Raw genomic sequence first — 16,783 nt, forward strand, 5'->3', positions numbered from 1 at the left:
CGCTGGCCACCCTCCCCCGCAGAAGGGGGAGGGTTGAGCGTGCGCGTCTCACGAGGGCCGCCCGATGAACCCCTCCCGCCTGTTCATCCTGCGCCCGGTCGCCACCACGCTCCTGATGCTGGCGATCCTGCTCACGGGCATGATCTCCTACTTCAACCTGCCGCTCTCGGCGCTGCCCTCGGTCGACTACCCGACGATCCAGGTGCAGACCTTCTATCCGGGCGCGAGCCCCGAGGTGATGACCTCGGCGGTGACGGCGCCGCTCGAGCGGCAGTTCGGGCAGCTCGCCAACCTCAACCAGATGACGTCGCAGTCGTCCGCCGGCGCCTCCGTCATCACGCTCCAGTTCAGCCTCGACCTCGGGATCGACATCGCCACGCAGGAGGTCCAGGCCGCGATCAACGCCGCCGGCAACCTCCTGCCGAGCGACCTGCCGGCGCCGCCGGTCTACGCCAAGGTCAACCCGGCCGACGCGCCGATCCTGACGCTCGCGCTCACCTCCAAGACCCTGGCGCTGACGCAGGTCCGCGACCTCGCCGAGACGCGGCTCGCCCAGAAGATCAGCCAGGTCTCCGGCGTCGGCCTCGTCTCGATGGCGGGCGGGCAGCGGCCGGCGGTGCGGGTGCGGTTCAACGCCTCGGCGCTCGCCGCCTACGGCCTCAACATCGACGACCTGCGCACCACCATCAACAACCTGAACGTCAACACCCCGAAGGGCTCGATCGACGGGCCGACCCAGTCCTTCACCATCAACGCCAACGACCAGATCCGCGATCCGGCCTCCTATCGCGACGCGGTGATCGCCTACCGCAACGGCGCGCCGGTGCGGCTCTCGGCGGTGGCCGAGGTGGTGGAGGGGGCCGAGAACACCCAGCTCGGCGCCTGGATGGACACCACGCCGGCGGTGATCCTCAACATCCAGCGCCAGCCCGGCGCCAACGTCATCGCGGTGGTCGACCGGATCAAGGCGCTGCTGCCCCAGCTCCAGGCGACGTTGCCGGCGGCGATCCAGGTGACCCCGCTCACCGACCGCACGGTGACGATCCGGGCCTCGGTCGAGGACGTGCAGTTCGAGCTGCTGCTCGCCATCGCCCTCGTGGTGCTGGTGATCTTCCTGTTCCTGCGCTCGCTGCCCGCCACCCTGATCCCGAGCCTGTCGGTACCGCTCTCGCTCGTCGGCGCGCTCGCGGTCATGGACCTGTGGGGCTTCTCCCTCGACAACCTGTCGCTGATGGCGCTCACCATCGCGACCGGCTTCGTCGTCGACGACGCCATCGTGGTGATCGAGAACATCGCCCGCCACGTCGAGGAGGGCGACAGCCCGATGGAGGCGGCGCTCAAGGGCTCGCGCGAGATCGGCTTCACCATCATCTCGCTCACCGTCTCGCTGCTCGCGGTGCTGATCCCGCTCCTGTTCATGGGCGAGGTGGTCGGCCGGCTCTTCCACGAATTCGCCATCACCCTCGCCGCCACGATCGTGATCTCCGGCATCGTCTCCCTGACGCTGGTGCCGATGCTCTGCGCGCGCCTGCTGCGGCACCAGCCGCCCCAGGCCCGCGCCGCCGGGCGGATCGCCAGCGCCGGGCGCCGGCTGATGGAGGGCAGCATCGCGTTCTACGGCCGGACGTTGCGCGGCGTGCTGGCCTGGCAGGGCCTGACGCTGCTCGTGGCCCTCGGCACGCTCGCTCTCACGGTCTACCTCTACGTCGTGATCCCGAAGGGCTTCTTCCCGGTCCAGGACACCGGGCTCATCCAGGGCATCACCCAGGCCGACCAGACGGTCTCCTACAGCGCCATGGCCGAGCGCCAGCAGCGCCTGGCGGAAGAAGTCCTGAAGGACCCGGACGTGGTCAGCCTGTCGTCCTTCATCGGCGTCGACGGCCAGAACGTGACGCTCAATTCCGGCCGCTTCCTCATCAACCTGCGCCCGCGCGAGGAGCGGGCGGAGAACGCGAGCGCGATCATCCGGCGCATCAACGCCCGGGTCGCGAACGTGCCGGGCATCGCGCTGTTCATGCAGCCGGTGCAGGACCTCACCATCGACACGGCGGTGAGCGCCACCCAGTACCAGTTCATCCTGGAGAACCCGGATCTCGCCGCCTTCGACACCTGGGTGCCGCGGCTCGTCGAGCGCCTGAAGCAGATCCCCGACCTCGCGGACGTCGCGAGCGACCGGCAGGCGAGCGGGCTCGCCGCCTACGTCACCATCGACCGGGCCACGGCCGGGCGCTACGGCATCACCCCGGCCTCGGTCGACAACGCGCTCTACGACGCCTTCGGCCAGCGCATCATCTCGACGATCTTCACCCAGTCGAACCAGTACCGGGTGATCCTGGAGGCCGATCCCGACCTGCACCGGACGCTCGAATCGCTGTCGCGGATCTACCTGCCGTCCTCCACCGCCACCAACGGCCAGGTGCCGCTCACCGCGATCGCGCAGGTGAGCGAGCGCCGCGCGCCGCTCCTCATCAGCCATCTCGGCCAGTTCCCGGCGACCACGATCTCGTTCAACCTCGCGCCCGGCGCCTCCCTCGGGCCGGCGGTGGCGGCGATCAGGGCGGCGGAACAAGAGCTCGGCATGCCCGACAGCTTCCGGCTGATCTTCCAGGGCTCGGCGCTCGCCTTCCAGGCCTCGCTCGACAACACCCTGTTCCTGGTGCTCGCCGCCATCGTCACGGTCTACATCGTGCTGGGCGTCCTCTACGAGAGCTTCGTCCACCCGATCACGATCCTGTCGACCCTGCCCTCGGCCGGCATCGGGGCGCTCGCCGGCCTGATGCTGTTTGACCACGACCTCGACATCATCGGCATCATCGGCATCGTGCTGCTGATCGGCATCGTGAAGAAGAACGCGATCATGATGATCGACTTCGCGCTCCAGGCCGAGCGCGAGGAGGGCATGACCCCGCGGGACGCGATCTACGAGGCCTGCATCCTGCGCTTCCGCCCGATCATGATGACGACCTTCGCGGCGCTCTTCGCGGCGGTGCCGCTGATCCTCGGGACCGGCACCGGCTCGGAGCTGCGCCAGCCCCTCGGCATCTCGATCGCCGGCGGGCTGATCGTGAGCCAGGTGCTGACACTGTACACCACGCCGGTGATCTACCTCGCCTTCGACCGCCTGGGCCGGTGGTTCTCCGGCCGGCGCCGGAGCGGGCTGGCGCCCGGGGAGGCGGTGCCGTGAGAAACGCGACGCCTGAGCGCATGAACCCTCCCCCCTCTGCGGGGGAGGGTGCCCCGCGAAGCGGGGCGGGAGAGGGGCAGCGCGACGGTGCCGGATGTGGCGCCTGTCATGACGACGTCGACCTCTCAGGAAGCGTGGTTCCCCTCTCCCGGCCTGCTTCGCAGGCCACCCTCCCCCGCAGAGGGGGGAGGGTTCAGGGCGGCGCCCCCGGGGCCCACCACCCGTGAACCTCTCCGCCCCCTTCATCCTGCGCCCGGTCGCCACCACGCTGCTTACCCTCGGCGTGCTGCTGGCCGGCCTGTTCGCCTTCGTGCGGCTGCCGGTGGCCCCGCTGCCGCAGATCGACTTCCCGACCATCCTGGTCCAGGCGCAGATGCCCGGCGCCAGCCCCGACACCATGGCGACGACGGTGGCCGCGCCCCTGGAGCGGCGCCTCGGCCAGATCGCCGATGTCGACCAGATGACCTCGACGAGCTCGGTCGGGCAGACCCGGATCGTGCTGCAATTCGGGCTCGACCGGGACATCAACGGCGGCGCCCGCGACGTGCAGGCGGCGATCAACGCGGCCCGGGCCGACCTGCCGACGGCACTCCGCCAGAATCCCACCTACCGCAAGTTCAACCCGGCCGACGCGCCGATCCTGATCCTCGGCCTCACTTCGAAGACCCTGAGCCCCGGCACGCTCTACGATTCCGCCGCCACGGTGCTGGCCCAGAAGCTGTCGCAGTTGGAGGGCATCGGCAACGTCGATATCGGCGGCTCGTCGCTGCCGGCGGTGCGGGTCGAGCTCGACCCGCACGCCCTGTTCAACTACGGCATCGGCCTCGAGGGCATCCGCGCTGCGCTCGCCAGCGCCAACGCCAACTCGCCCAAAGGCGCGATCGAGGCCGGCGAGCGGCGCTACCAGCTCTACGCCAACGACCAGGGCCGCAAGGCCGCCGATTACCAGGACATCGTGGTGGCCTACCGCAACGGCGCCGGCGTGCGCCTGCGCGACGTCGGCCAGGTCGTCGACGGCGTCGAGGACCGGCGCAACCTCGGCCTCGTCAACGGCCAGCGCGGCGTGCTCTTGATCGTCTACAAGCAGCCCGGCGGCAACGTCGTCGAGACGATCGACCGGCTGAAGGAGGCGCTGCCGCAGCTCAAGGCGGCGCTGCCGGGCGACACCGAGCTCGTCGTCACCGGCGACCGCTCGCTCACCATCCGGGCGTCCCTCGCGGAGGCCGAGCGCACGCTGATCATCTCGGTCGGCCTCGTCATCCTCGTCGTCTTCGCCTTCCTGCGCTCCGCCCGCGCCACGCTGATCCCGGCGGTGGCGGTGCCGATCTCCCTCGTCGGCACCTTCGCGGCGATGTGGCTGTGCGACTACAGCATCGACAACATCTCGCTGATGGCGCTCATCATCGCGGCGGGCTTCGTGGTCGACGACGCGATCGTGGTCCTGGAGAACATCCAGCGCCACATCGAGGACGGGCGCTCGCGGGTCGAGGCGGCGCTCCTCGGCGCCCGCGAGGTCGGGTTCACGGTGCTGTCGATGAGCCTGTCGCTCATCGCGGTCTTCCTGCCGATCCTGCTCGCCGGCGGCATCATCGGGCGCTTCTTCCAGGAATTCGCCGTCGTCCTGTCGCTGGCGATCCTGATCTCGCTCGTCGTCTCGCTCACCACGACGCCGATGATGTGCGCCCGCTTCCTCAAGCCCGAGGTCCACGGCGCCCGGCCGGGCCCGGTGGCGCGGATCCTGGAGGGGGCGTTCACGGGCCTCCTGTCGGGCTACCGCGTCACTCTCGACTGGGCCTTGCGCCACGGCGTGACCGTGATGCTGGTCCTGCTCGCGGCGGTGGTGCTCAACGTCTATCTCTACGTCATCGTGCCGAAGGGGTTCTTCCCCCAGCAGGACAGCGGCCAGATGATCGGCGGCATCCAGGCCGACCAGCGCATCTCGTTCCAGGCGATGAGCGCCAAGCTCCGCCGCGCCGCCGCGATCGTGCAGGCGGATCCGGCGGTGGAGAGCGTCGTCGGCTTCACCGGCGGGCGCGGCACCAACTCGGCCAACGTGTTCGTCGGCCTCAAGCCGCTGGGGCAGCGCGACCCGATCAGCGACGTGATGACCCGCCTGCGGCCGAAACTCTCGGGGATCCCGGGGGCCCGGCTCTACCTCTTCCCGCGCCAGGACTTCATGGTCGGCGGGCGCCAGAGCTTCTCGCAGTACCAGTACACCCTCCAGGGCGACACTAGCGAGGAGCTCTACGCCTGGACCCCGAAGCTCCTGGAAGCGATGCAGAAGGACCCGACCTTCACCGACGTCACCTCCGACCAGCAGCAGGGTGGGCTGGAGACGCGCCTCGTCATCGACCGTCCGACCGCCTTCCGCTACGGCCTGACCCCGGACCAGATCGACAACACCCTCTACGACGCCTTCGGCCAGCGCCAGGTCTCGACGATCTACAACCCGTTGAACCAGTACCACGTCGTGATGGAGATCGCGCCGCGCTACCTCGACAATCCCGAGACCCTGAAGCTCATCTACGTCTCGACCTCGGGCGCGCGGGCGCGGGGCTCGGCCACCACCAATGCGGTCGCCGGCACGGTCGCGAGCGCCGCCACCGCCACGACCGACGCCAGCACGGCGGCGGCCGCGGTCGCGACCGACTCGGCCCGCAACGCCGCCACCAACTCGATCGCCTCGGCCGGGCGGTCCAGCGCCTCGTCGAGCGCGGCGGTCAGCAGCGCCAAGGAGACGATGGTGCCGCTCTCGGCCTTCGCCAGCTTCGAGGCCGGCTCGACCCCGGTCCAGGTCAGCCACCAGGGCCTGTTCGTGGCGACCACGCTCTCCTTCAACCTGGCGCCCGGCAAGAGCCTGAGCGACGCGACCGCCGCGATCGATGCCCATATGCGCGACCTGCGGATGCCGGCGACGATCCACGGCGAGTTCGCGGGCGCGGCGAAGAGCTTCCAGACCTCGTCCTCGCGCCAGCCGCTCCTGATCCTGGCGGCCCTGCTCGCCGTCTACGGCGTGCTCGGCATCCTGTACGAGAGCTGGGTCCACCCGCTCACCATCCTGTCGACCCTGCCCTCCGCCGGCATCGGGGCGATCCTGGCCCTGATGATGGCGGGCGAGGAGTTCGGGGTGATCGCGCTGATCGCGGTGATCCTGCTCATCGGCATCGTGAAGAAGAACGCGATCATGATGATCGACTTCGCGCTCGACGCCGAGCGCACGCGCTCCTTGAGCCCGCGGGAGTCGATCCGCGAGGCCTGCCTCTTGCGCTTCCGCCCGATCATGATGACAACCCTGGCCGCGCTGCTCGGCGCGCTGCCGCTGATTCTCGACGGCGGCGAGGGCTCGGAGCTGCGCCGTCCCCTCGGCATCGCCATCGTGGGCGGCCTCATCGTGAGTCAGGTCCTGACCCTCTACACCACCCCCGTCGTCTACCTGTACCTCGACCGGTTCCGGCTCTGGGTCGGGCGCCGCCGCGGGGGCTCCGCCACCCAGGCGCTGCCGGCCGAATGACACTCTCTGACAATCGAACCGTGGTGGATGCGCGCGTGCCGCTGAGCCTCATCTCCGTGGGTTCATGGTTTCCCGCATCAGGTTGCGCGCATCCCCTCTCCCCGCGGGCGGGGAGAGGGTTTCGCCCCCCTTGTCGGGGGCGAAACGAGGCGGCGCATCGATCCCGTCGGGATCGACCCGAAGGTGAGGGGGTGTTTCCGGAGGAGCCACATCTGGCGCTAGCCCCTCACCCTCGCTCCGGCTTTGCCTGCGCTTCCTTCACCCCCGACAAGGGGGGTGAAGGCCTCTCCCCGCCCGCGGGGAGAGGCGAAGTCCCGCGCCTTGTCCGGCAGCGCGGAGCCGCGCCGCTCCGCCTCGCCGCCTCGGCGATGCTCCCCCTCTTCCTCGCCGGCTGCCTCGTCGGCCCCGACTATTCCCGTCCCACCGTCGAGACGCCGCCCGCCTTCAAGGAGGGCGGCGCGCGGCCGATGCCGCCGCGCAACTGGCGGCCGGTGCGGCCGCGCGACGAGGCGGACCGCGGCGACTGGTGGCGGGTCTTCCGCGATCCGACCCTCGACCGGCTGATCCGCCTGATCGACGTCGACAACCAGAACCTGCGCGCCTCCGTCGCCGCCTACCGGCAGGCCCGCGCCCTGGTGCAGGAGGCCCGCGCCCAGCTCTTCCCGACCGCCCTCGGCGCGCCCTCGATCAGCCGGTCGAGCACCGGCGGGGTCGAGCGCACCACCCTGACGCTCCAGGGCAACGCGACCTGGGAGCTCGACCTGTTCGGGCGCATCCGCCGCCTGATCGAGAGCGACGCCGCCGCCGCGCAGGCCAGCGCCGCCGACCTCGCGGCGGTGCGCCTCGCCAACCAGACGCAGCTCGCCAGCGCCTACTACCAGCTGCGCTACCAGGAATCGCTCCAGAGCCTGCTCGAGCGCACCGCCCGGGCCTACCAGCGCTCGCTGGAGATCACCCAGAACCAGTACAATGCCGGCGTCGCCGCCCGCTCCGACGTCATCACGGCCCAGACCCAGCTCCAGACCACCCAGGCCAACGCCATCGCGGTCGGGCTGCAGCGGGCGAACCTGGAGCACGCCATCGCGACGCTGATCGGCCGCCCGCCCTCCGAGCTGTCGCTCGCCCGCGGCAGCCTGCCGGCGCGCCCGCCGAGCGTCCCGGTGAGCCTGCCCTCCGACCTCCTGGAGCGCCGCCCCGACATCGCGGCGGCCGAGCGCACCGTGCAATCCCAGAGCGCCCAGATCGGCGTCGCCGTGGCGGCGTTCTTCCCGACCGTCACCCTGTCGGCGAATGGCGGCATCGGGGGCGATCCGGCGCGCAACTTCTTCTCCGCCGCGAACTCGTTCTGGTCGGTGGCGGCCTCCGGCAGCCAGGTGCTGTTCGACGGCGGCGCCCGCACCGCCGCCCTCCAGGCCGTCGAGGCGGCCTACGACGCCGCCGTCGCCAACTATCGCCAGACGGTGCTCACCGCCTTCCAAGAGGTCGAGAACGGGCTCGCCGGCCAGCGCATCCTCGCCCGTCAGCAGGCGGCGCAGGAACTGGCGGTACAGTCCTCCCGCCGGGCGGTCGAGATCGCGCTCAACGAGTACCGGGCCGGCACCCAGAACTACACCACCGTCGTCACCGCCCAGGCGCTGGAGCTCAACAACGAGGTCACGGAGTTGCAGGTCCGGCTCAACCGCTTCACCAACGCGGTGTCGCTGATCGGCGCGATCGGCGGCGGCTGGGACACGCGCAGCCTGCCGAGCGGCGAGGAGCTGAAAGCTTTCAAGCCCCTGCCGATCGACCTCGGCCAGGCGCCGCGGGTGGATGAGTGAGGGCGCGCGGGGCAACTCGTCCGCGGCTCTGGTTATCCCGGCCAGTCGCCTTGCCGTAATGCGACGCTTATACTTGGCCGTGACGTGTAATCAGGAACGGCCGAAGCCGAACGGAGTTGATCTCGACCTGTCTGCCACCTGAGCTGAAAGGGCGATCGATGGGCTTCGTGCTTTTCCTGATCCTCGCATGCGGGCTCCCCGGGCTGATGCTGCTGTCCATCCGACGGCAAGTGCCGGACCGGGCATGGGCGGGATTCGCGAGGACGCCTGCGCATCACGCCCCGCCCGTCGAGCCCGGTGGGCGGCACCCGGGTTACGTCGGCGGCGCCACGGATGACGGGTCCAGCGCGCGACGGCCGAACGACGACCTGTCCCGACAAGGCGCGGACATCGAACACGGTCTGACCAGGAACGATGGTCCTGTTGCCGGAAAGGACCCGGCGACAGGCGGTGTCATTCCCGACGGCAATGCCCCCGACTATGCCCGTGGCACCGATCGGTGAGGGAATGGACCCTCGCGTGGCTCCGTCCTGAACGGCCCGGACTTGGCCCCCGGACTTGGCCCATGCACCGCACCGGCGGTCGCGAAGCGAGAAATGCCGAGGCTGCTCGACCGGGTCTTCCCCGCCATCATGAGGCCGGTTCCTGACCATGCCTGTGCCGGGATTGGCGCAGGGCAAGCTGATGCCGGCTGACGATGCGCGCGTGAGACGAGTGGGTCTCTGCCCCGAGCAGCGCGTTGCAGGGATGAGCTGATTGGACGTGATCCTTGCGACACCGCGGGCGCTGTCGGCGAGGCCTCGATGAGCCCGATGGTAGGCCCACCGTCAGGCAGGGTCGCCACGAGGCACAAGCCCCGGACAGGACTCACATTGTCCTGCCGTCACGGCCTCGGTCGAACCTCACTCCAGCCCCAGCCCGCGCCGCAGCCACGCCGCGTAGTGCTCGGCGATGTAGGTGACGCGCCGGCGCTCCGAGGCCGGGTCGTACCAGGCCCCGCCCGAGCTGGCTTTGGTCGCGGAGAGCTGGGGATGGCGCAGCAGCACCGTGCCGCGCCGGTCGACCACCAGGGCCTCGCCCTCGAGGTAGTCGGTGTTGGTGGCGTTGCCGCCGCCGAAGCGGGTCTCGCTGCCGGCATAGGGATTGAGCGAGATTCCGGTCACCCGCACCACCAGGGTCGGGCCGGGGCCGCCGACCCGGTCGGCGAAGGACCGGGCGAGCGCCGCCTGCAACTCGCCCCGCACCCCCTCCGCGTAGGGACCGAGTCCGCGGGCAAGGAGCGGCCGGACATCGACCTGGATGGCGGAGAAGCGCGTCGCCGGCGACAGGGCGGCGTCCTGCGCGCTCGCCGGCAGGGCGGCCGCCGTCACGGCGGCCGCGACCAGGGATCTGAACCAGCGCAGCATCCGCGTCATCTCCCGGGCACCCGAAGGGGCACCTCGCGACTGCCGAGATAGCCCCGGCACGCCGTTGCGGCAACGCTTCCGCGGCGATCCGCCGGACGCATCGTCGACGCGCTCAGACGCCGAACTGGATGCCGACGATCTCGTAGGACTTGCCGCCGCCCGGGGTGACGACCTCGACGGTGTCGCCGACGCCCTTGCCGATCAGCGCGCGGGCGATCGGCGAGGTGATCGAGACGCGGCCGGCGCGCACGTCGGCCTCCGGCTCGCCGACGATCTGGTAGGTCTTCTCCTCCTCGGTGTCCTCGTCGATCAGCTTGACGGTGGCGCCGAACTTGATCTTCGTCCCGGAGAGCTTCGCGACGTCGATGACCTCGGCCCGGGAGATCAGGCTCTCGAGCTCCAGCACCCGGCCCTCGTTGAGGGACTGCGCCTCCTTGGCAGCGTGGTACTCGGCATTCTCCGACAGGTCGCCGAGCGCGCGGGCCTCCGCGATCGCCTGGATGATCCGCGGGCGCTCCTCCTGCTGGCGGCGCTTCAGCTCCGCCTCGAGATCCGCGAATCCCCGTACCGTGATCGGAACCTTGTCCATCGTCGTCGTCTCGCGTCACAAATAATCGGCCCGGCGAGAGGGCTGCACTCTCGACCGGGCCTGTTTCCGATTGTCTCCCGCGGGTGCGAGAGGATGAGGTGAGGTCTACCCGCGACCGAACGTACTAGGCCGCGAAATATTCCTGCAGGGCCCGCACCTCGAGATCGTCCTCGAGATAGGCCTTGATCCCCTCCGCCGCCGCCATGGCTCCGGCGAGAGTGGTGTAGTACGGCACTTTATGCAAGAGGGCGGCCCGGCGCAGAGAGCGGGAGTCCGACAGGGCGCCGGCGCCCTCCGTGGTGTTGAACACCAGGTGGATGTCGCCGTTCTTGATCGCGTCGACCACGTGCGGCCGGCCTTCCAGCACCTTGTTGATGCGGGCCGCCGGGACGCCGTTCTCGACGAGGTAGCGCTGCGTGCCGGTGGTCGCCACCACCGCGAAGCCGACCTCGGCGAGGAGCTTGATCGCCGGCAGGATGCGGGCCTTGTCGTCGTCGCGCACCGAGACGAAGACCGTCCCGCTGCGCGGCACCTGGGTGCCGGAGCCGAGCTGGCTCTTGGCGAAGGCGACGCCGAAGCCGCGGTCGAGGCCGATGACCTCGCCGGTCGAGCGCATCTCCGGCCCGAGAAGCACGTCGACCCCGGGGAAGCGGGCGAAGGGGAAGACCGCCTCCTTGACGGCGATGTGGGCCAAGGTCTTGGGCTTGAGGCCGAACGAGGCGAGGGGCTCGCCGGCCATGATCCGGGCGGCGATCTTGGCGATGGGCTCGCCGATCACCTTGGCGACGAACGGCACCGTGCGCGAGGCGCGCGGGTTGACCTCCAGCACGTAGATCTCGCCGTCCTTGATCGCGTACTGCACGTTCATCAGGCCGCCGACTTCGAGGGCCAACGCCAGGCCGCGGGTCTGGCGCTCCAGTTCGGCGATGGTCTCAGGGGACAGCGAGCGCGGCGGCAGCGAGCAGGCCGAGTCGCCGGAGTGGATGCCCGCCTCCTCGATGTGCTCCATGATGCCGGCGATGAACACATCCTTCCCGTCCGAGACAGCGTCGACGTCGACCTCGATCGCATCCGACAGGTAGCGGTCGAACAGGAGCGGGTTCTTGCCCAGCACCGTGTTGATCTGGCCGGTCTTGTCGTTGGGGTAGCGCGCCTTGACGTCCGACGGGATCAGGCTCGGCAGGGTGTCGAGCAGGTAGTCGGCGAACTGGGTCTCGTCGCGGATGATCGCCATCGCGCGCCCGCCGAGCACGTAGGAGGGCCGTACCACGAAGGGCAGGCCGAGATCGGCGGCGATCAGCCGGCTCTGCTCGACCGAGTAGGCGATGCCGTTCTTGGGCTGCTTGAGGTGCAGCTTGTCGAGCAGGCGCTTGAAGCGGTCGCGGTCCTCGGCGAGGTCGATCGCGTCCGGCGAGGTGCCGAGGATCGGCACGCCGGCCTCCTCAAGCGCCCGGGCGAGCTTCAGCGGGGTCTGGCCGCCGAACTGCACGATGACGCCGTGCAGCGTGCCGGCCTGCCGCTCGGTCTCGATGATCTCGAGCACGTCCTCGGCGGTCAGCGGCTCGAAGTAGAGCCGGTCCGAGGTGTCGTAGTCGGTCGAGACCGTCTCCGGGTTGCAGTTGACCATGATGGTCTCGTAGCCGGCATCCGACAGCGCGAAGCAGGCGTGGCAGCAGCAATAGTCGAACTCGATGCCCTGGCCGATCCGGTTCGGGCCGCCGCCGAGGATGATCACCTTCTTCTCGCCCGAGGGCTCGGCCTCGTCCGCCACCGCGCCGGCGAAGGGCGCGACGTAGGTCGAGTACATGTAGGCGGTCGGCGACTTGAACTCCGCCGCGCAGGTGTCGATGCGCTTGAAGACCGGGCGCACCGCGAGCGCCCGGCGGGCGGCGCGCACCGCGCCCTCGTCGGTCCCGGCGAGCACCGCGAGGCGCGCGTCGGAGAATCCCGCCGCCTTGAGCTGGCGGAAGGCGCCGGCGGTCTTCGGCAGGCCGAAGCGCTTCACCTTGGTCTCGAGGTCGATGATGCCCTGGAGCTGCTCCAGGAACCACGGGTCGATCCTGCACGAGGCGTGGACCTCCTCGTGGCTGACGCCGAGGCGCAGCGCCTGCGCCACCTTGAGCAGCCGGTCCGGGGTCGGCGTGCCGATCGCCGCCTTGATGGCGTTGCGGTCGTCGCCCTTGCCGAGGCCCTCGATCTCGATGTCGTCGAGGCCGGTCAAGCCGGTCTCGAGGGAGCGCAGGGCCTTCTGGAGCGACTCCGCAAAGGTGCGGCCGATCGCCATCGCCTCGCCGACCGACTTCATGGCGGTGGTCAGGGTCGGCTCGGCACCCGGGAACTTCTCGAAGGCGAAGCGCGGGATCTTGGTGACGACGTAGTCGATCGTCGGCTCGAACGAGGCCGGGGTGGCCCCGCCGGTGATGTCGTTGGCGATCTCGTCGAGGGTGTAGCCGACCGCAAGCTTGGCCGCGACCTTGGCGATCGGGAAGCCGGTCGCCTTCGAGGCGAGCGCCGAGGAGCGCGAGACGCGCGGGTTCATCTCGATCACGATCATCCGGCCGGTGGCCGGGTCGATGGCGAACTGCACGTTCGAGCCGCCGGTCTCGACGCCGATCTCGCGCAGGACCGCGAGCGAGGCGTCGCGCATGCGCTGGTATTCCTTGTCGGTCAGCGTCAGGGCCGGCGCGACGGTGATCGAGTCGCCGGTATGCACCCCCATCGGGTCGACGTTCTCGATCGAGCAGACGATGATGCAGTTGTCCGCACGATCGCGGACGACCTCCATCTCGTACTCCTTCCAGCCGAGCACCGATTCCTCGATCAGGACCTCGTTGGTCGGCGAGGCGTCGATACCGCGCTCGACGATGTCGAGGAACTCCTCGCGGTTGTAGGCGATGCCGCCGCCCGTGCCGCCCAGCGTGAACGAGGGCCGGATGATCGCCGGCAGGCCGACCTCGGCCAGCGCCACCAGCGCCTGGCCGATCGCGTGCTCGCCGTAGCGCTTGCGCCGGTCGTTCTCGCCCGAGGCCCACTTGCGCTCGAAGGCGGCGAGCGCGCTCCTGCGGGCGGCGGGATCGCTCTCGGCGGCCTCGATGCGGGCCACCTCGGCGAGGTACTTCTCCCGGTCGGCCTTCTTGACCGCGGAGGCGTTGGCGAGCGCCGATTTCGGCGTCTCGAGCCCGATCTTGGTCATCGCGTCGCGGAAGAGGCTGCGATCCTCCGCCTTGTCGATCGCCTCCGCGGTGGCGCCGATCATCTGGACGCCGAACTTCTCCAGCACGCCCATGCGCTTGAGCGAGAGGGCGCAGTTCAGCGCGGTCTGGCCGCCCATGGTCGGGAGCAGCGCGTCGGGCCGCTCCTTCTCGATGATGCGGGCGACGATCTCCGGGGTGATCGGCTCGACGTAGGTGGCGTCGGCGAGATCCGGATCGGTCATGATCGTCGCCGGATTCGAGTTGACCAGGATGATCCGGTAGCCTTCCTCGCGCAGGGCCTTGCAGGCCTGCGTTCCGGAATAGTCGAACTCGCATGCCTGCCCGATGACGATCGGGCCCGCGCCGATGATGAGGATGGAGGAGAGATCGGTGCGCTTGGGCATCGGACGCTTCAGACTCGTGCGGCGCGCTGCCCCGTCCCTCGGCCCCGTCTCGGGGCCCGGGAAGGCGTCGAGGCGGGGGCGGAACGTCCGGGAGCGGCGGGGATTGCGTTGGGCGCCCTTAGCATAGGCGTGCAGATCAGGGGAAGGGTGTGGCCGGGAGCGTGAACACCGGGGGAGATGCGCGCTGGACGCTGGTCACCGGCGCGTCGAGCGGAATCGGGGCCGAGATCGCCCGCGCCTTCGCGGGCCACGGCCGGCCGCTGGTGCTGAGCGCCCGGCGCACGGAGCGGCTCGAGGCGCTGGCGGCGGAGCTGGCGGTCCCGGTCGCGGTGGTGCCGGCCGACCTCGCGGCGCCGGGCGGCGCCGAGGGCCTGATCGCCGCCGTCGCGGCGAAGGGCATCGTCCTGCACACCCTCGTCAACAATGCCGGCTTCGGCCTGCGCGGCCGCTTCGCTGCCCTGCCGGCCCGCGACCAGGCCGAGATGGTGGCGGTCAACGTCACGGCGCCGACGATCCTCTGCCGCCTGGTGCTGCCCGGCCTGATCGCCCGGCGCGCGGGCGGCATCCTCAACGTCGCCTCGGTGGTGGGCTACCTCCCCGGGCCGAACATGGCCGCCTACTACGCCAGCAAGGCCTACCTGCTGTCGCTCTCGGAAGCCCTCTACGAGGAAGCCCGGCCCCACGGGGTCACCGTCACGGCGATCTGTCCCGGCGCCACCGCGACGGAGTTCTCGGCGCGGGCCGATGTCGGCGGCACCAAGCGCGTCACCGGCACCGTGATGACGCCGGGAGCGGTCGCGCGCGCCGCGGTCGCCGGCCACCTCGCCGGCCGGGCGGTGGTGATCCCGGGGGCGGCGAACCGGGCGGCTGTGCTCGGTGCGCGCCTGATGCCGCGCTGGCTCAGCCGAAAGGTGGCGGCTCGCCTGCAGGGATGATCCCGACTTCGCCGGTTTCAGGTCATCTTCGGTTCAGTGCCGGGCGCTAGACCAGAGCGGGGCGGCACGGGCCGCCGGGCTTCTTCCGGGTTGCGTCGTGGCGAGCGAACCGAATTCGAAACCCCGCGCGACGATGCGCGGCGACGCCCTCGCGGCCCTGGCCCGGCAATTCGTGTCGTATCTCGGGGTAGGACTCGCGGCGCTCGCGGTCCATTACGGGGTGCTGATCGGCCTCGTCGAGACCGGCCGGGCCGATTCGGTGCGGGCGGCGCTCGCCGGCTACCTCGCCGGAGCGATCGTTTCCTACGGCCTCAACCGCCGCCTCACCTTCGGCAGCGCACGCCCCCATGCCGAGGCGACCTGGCGCTTCGGCGTCGTGGCGGCGATCGGCTTCGGGCTCACCTGGCTGATCATGGCCGCCCTCACGCGCGGGCTCGGCCTGCCCTACCTCGCCGCCCAGGTGCTGGCGACGGGGGCGGTGGTGGTGTGGAATTTCCTCGGCCACCGGGTCTGGACCTTCGCGACGCGGCCGGCGGCGATGCTGCGGGAGGGGGCGTCGGGGGTGCGGTGAGGCCGGAGCCTCGTGGGACGGTCTCGGCACCGCACACAGTCAGCTCAAGGTTTCCCCCCTCTCGGCGTCACCCCGGGGCCGCGCAGCGGAACCCAGAATGCCAGCAACAATCATCGACTCCCGTCGTCCGGACGCGAAAAGGCCGCCTCGACCCGTCGGGGAGGCGGCCTCTTCGATCTTCTCGGATTGAGGGAAACCCTTACTCCGCGGCGGCGGGCTTCTTGCCCTTCTCGGCGCCGCGCTCGGCGCGCTCGGCGATGCGGGCCGACTTGCCGCGGCGATCGCGCAGGTAATACAGCTTGGCGCGGCGGACCTTGCCGCGGCGGCTCACCTTGATCGAGTCGATCAGCGGCGAGTAGATCGGGAAGACGCGCTCGACGCCCTCGCCGTAGGAGATCTTGCGGACGGTGAAGCTCTCGTTGATGCCGCCGCCGGAGCGGGCGATCACCACGCCCTCGTAGGCCTGGACGCGGGTGCGCTCGCCTTCCTTCACCTTGACGTTCACGATCACCGTGTCGCCGGGCTCGAAGTCGGGGATCGTCTTGCCGAGCTGGGCGATCTGCTCCTGCTCGAGCTGCTGGATGATGTTCATGTCAAACTCCTGCCGTCGCCGCCGCGCCCCGGGATGGGATCCGGCGTCAGGATTTCGGCGTCCTGTTGTGAGTTGCCGGCTCCTTACAGGAACGCTTGCGGCTTGTCGACACGGTCGGCCGTGACTTTTCAGCCACGCGCCGGCTCGATTTGACGCAGCGGCAGGGATTCGCGGAACCGGTCCAGGCGGTCGGGGTTGGGCGGCTCGGAGGGGCGCCTGCCGGCGCGCCCCCGGGACCAAGCGGTCCCGCACCAGACGGAGGACCAACCGCCATGCTGACGCGCTGGACGATCGCCGGCCTTGCCGCCCTTGCCTTCGGCGGCCTCGCCGCGCCCGCGAGCGCCGCCCCGGCCGGACCGGGCCTCGCCGGCCTGCTCGCCCCCGAGGCGCCGGTGACGCAGGTCGCCGAGGGCTGCGGCCCCGGCTTCGCCCGCGGGCCCTACGGCCGCTGCCGGCCGATCTACGGCCGCCGCTTCTACGGCCCGCCGCCCGGCTACGGCCGCCGCTGCTTCATCCGCCCGACGCCGTATGGGCCGCGCCGGATCTGCCGTTTCTGAGCGGCTGCCCCTGAGACCGGGGC

General features: G+C 70.5%; 11 protein-coding genes. 7 read left to right on the forward strand and 4 right to left on the reverse strand.

What is annotated here, in order from left to right:
* The first annotated feature begins 64 nt into the window (after window positions 1–64).
* The 4 genes from EU555_RS27270 (at window position 65) to EU555_RS27295 (ending at window position 9,015) form a co-directional block, all read left to right on the forward strand.
* The gene (locus EU555_RS27270) at window positions 65–3,184 is read left to right on the forward strand and encodes an MdtB/MuxB family multidrug efflux RND transporter permease subunit (protein WP_135418532.1); all 3,120 of its coding nucleotides are present in this window, start codon (window positions 65–67) and stop codon (window positions 3,182–3,184) included.
* Window positions 3,185–3,407: 223 nt separating this feature from the next.
* A complete protein-coding gene (locus EU555_RS27280) occupies window positions 3,408–6,695 on the forward strand; it encodes an efflux RND transporter permease subunit (protein ID WP_135418534.1) in 3,288 nt (1,095 codons plus the stop codon).
* A gap of 368 nt (window positions 6,696–7,063) precedes the next feature.
* Complete coding sequence (locus tag EU555_RS27290; RefSeq protein ID WP_135418535.1) at window positions 7,064–8,512, forward strand: efflux transporter outer membrane subunit; 1,449 nt, start codon at window positions 7,064–7,066, stop codon at window positions 8,510–8,512.
* Window positions 8,513–8,670: 158 nt separating this feature from the next.
* The gene (locus EU555_RS27295; RefSeq protein WP_135418536.1) at window positions 8,671–9,015 is read left to right on the forward strand and encodes a hypothetical protein; all 345 of its coding nucleotides are present in this window, start codon (window positions 8,671–8,673) and stop codon (window positions 9,013–9,015) included.
* A gap of 399 nt (window positions 9,016–9,414) precedes the next feature.
* On the opposite strand, the gene EU555_RS27300 is transcribed toward EU555_RS27295, so the two are convergent.
* The 3 genes from EU555_RS27300 to carB form a co-directional block, all read right to left on the reverse strand.
* A complete protein-coding gene (locus EU555_RS27300) occupies window positions 9,415–9,918 on the reverse strand; it encodes a hypothetical protein (protein WP_135418537.1) in 504 nt (167 codons plus the stop codon).
* A gap of 112 nt (window positions 9,919–10,030) precedes the next feature.
* Window positions 10,031–10,507 (reverse strand): transcription elongation factor GreA, encoded by a 477-nt coding sequence (greA, locus tag EU555_RS27305; protein ID WP_135418538.1) that lies wholly within the window; start codon window positions 10,505–10,507, stop codon window positions 10,031–10,033.
* A gap of 124 nt (window positions 10,508–10,631) precedes the next feature.
* Window positions 10,632–14,105, reverse strand: coding sequence for a carbamoyl-phosphate synthase large subunit (gene carB, locus EU555_RS27310; RefSeq protein ID WP_135418539.1), 3,474 nt, complete (start codon window positions 14,103–14,105; stop codon window positions 10,632–10,634).
* 149 nt (window positions 14,106–14,254) lie between these two features.
* On the opposite strand from carB, the gene EU555_RS27315 reads away from it, so the two are divergent.
* The gene (locus EU555_RS27315; protein ID WP_245524526.1) at window positions 14,255–15,040 is read left to right on the forward strand and encodes an SDR family NAD(P)-dependent oxidoreductase; all 786 of its coding nucleotides are present in this window, start codon (window positions 14,255–14,257) and stop codon (window positions 15,038–15,040) included.
* A gap of 133 nt (window positions 15,041–15,173) precedes the next feature.
* The gene (locus tag EU555_RS27320; protein ID WP_135418540.1) at window positions 15,174–15,611 is read left to right on the forward strand and encodes a GtrA family protein; all 438 of its coding nucleotides are present in this window, start codon (window positions 15,174–15,176) and stop codon (window positions 15,609–15,611) included.
* Between the two features lie 199 nt (window positions 15,612–15,810).
* On the opposite strand, the gene rplS is transcribed toward EU555_RS27320, so the two are convergent.
* The gene (gene rplS / locus EU555_RS27325; protein ID WP_135418541.1) at window positions 15,811–16,203 is read right to left on the reverse strand and encodes a 50S ribosomal protein L19; all 393 of its coding nucleotides are present in this window, start codon (window positions 16,201–16,203) and stop codon (window positions 15,811–15,813) included.
* Window positions 16,204–16,475: 272 nt separating this feature from the next.
* Between rplS and EU555_RS27330 the strand changes: the two genes are divergently transcribed.
* Window positions 16,476–16,760, forward strand: a complete 285-nt coding sequence (locus EU555_RS27330) for a GCG_CRPN prefix-to-repeats domain-containing protein (RefSeq protein ID WP_205821004.1) — start codon at window positions 16,476–16,478, stop codon at window positions 16,758–16,760.
* The last annotated feature ends 23 nt before the right edge of the window (window positions 16,761–16,783 follow it).

The sequence above is a fragment of the Methylobacterium nonmethylotrophicum genome, assembly GCF_004745635.1.
Classification (GTDB): Bacteria; Pseudomonadota; Alphaproteobacteria; order Rhizobiales; family Beijerinckiaceae; genus Methylobacterium; species Methylobacterium nonmethylotrophicum.

Excerpts from the sequence above, each read along its gene's own strand:
- EU555_RS27270 (WP_135418532.1), top strand. The coding sequence starts at position 65 with ATGAACCCCTCCCGCCTGTTCATCCTGCGCCCGGTCGCCACCACGCTC.
- EU555_RS27290 (WP_135418535.1), top strand. The coding sequence starts at position 7,064 with ATGCTCCCCCTCTTCCTCGCCGGCTGCCTCGTCGGCCCCGACTATTCC.
- EU555_RS27295 (WP_135418536.1), top strand. The coding sequence starts at position 8,671 with ATGGGCTTCGTGCTTTTCCTGATCCTCGCATGCGGGCTCCCCGGGCTG.
- EU555_RS27300 (WP_135418537.1), bottom strand. The coding sequence starts at position 9,918 with ATGCTGCGCTGGTTCAGATCCCTGGTCGCGGCCGCCGTGACGGCGGCC.
- greA (WP_135418538.1), bottom strand. The coding sequence starts at position 10,507 with ATGGACAAGGTTCCGATCACGGTACGGGGATTCGCGGATCTCGAGGCG.
- carB (WP_135418539.1), bottom strand. The coding sequence starts at position 14,105 with ATGCCCAAGCGCACCGATCTCTCCTCCATCCTCATCATCGGCGCGGGC.
- EU555_RS27320 (WP_135418540.1), top strand. The coding sequence starts at position 15,174 with ATGCGCGGCGACGCCCTCGCGGCCCTGGCCCGGCAATTCGTGTCGTAT.
- rplS (WP_135418541.1), bottom strand. The coding sequence starts at position 16,203 with ATGAACATCATCCAGCAGCTCGAGCAGGAGCAGATCGCCCAGCTCGGC.
- EU555_RS27330 (WP_205821004.1), top strand. The coding sequence starts at position 16,476 with ATGCTGACGCGCTGGACGATCGCCGGCCTTGCCGCCCTTGCCTTCGGC.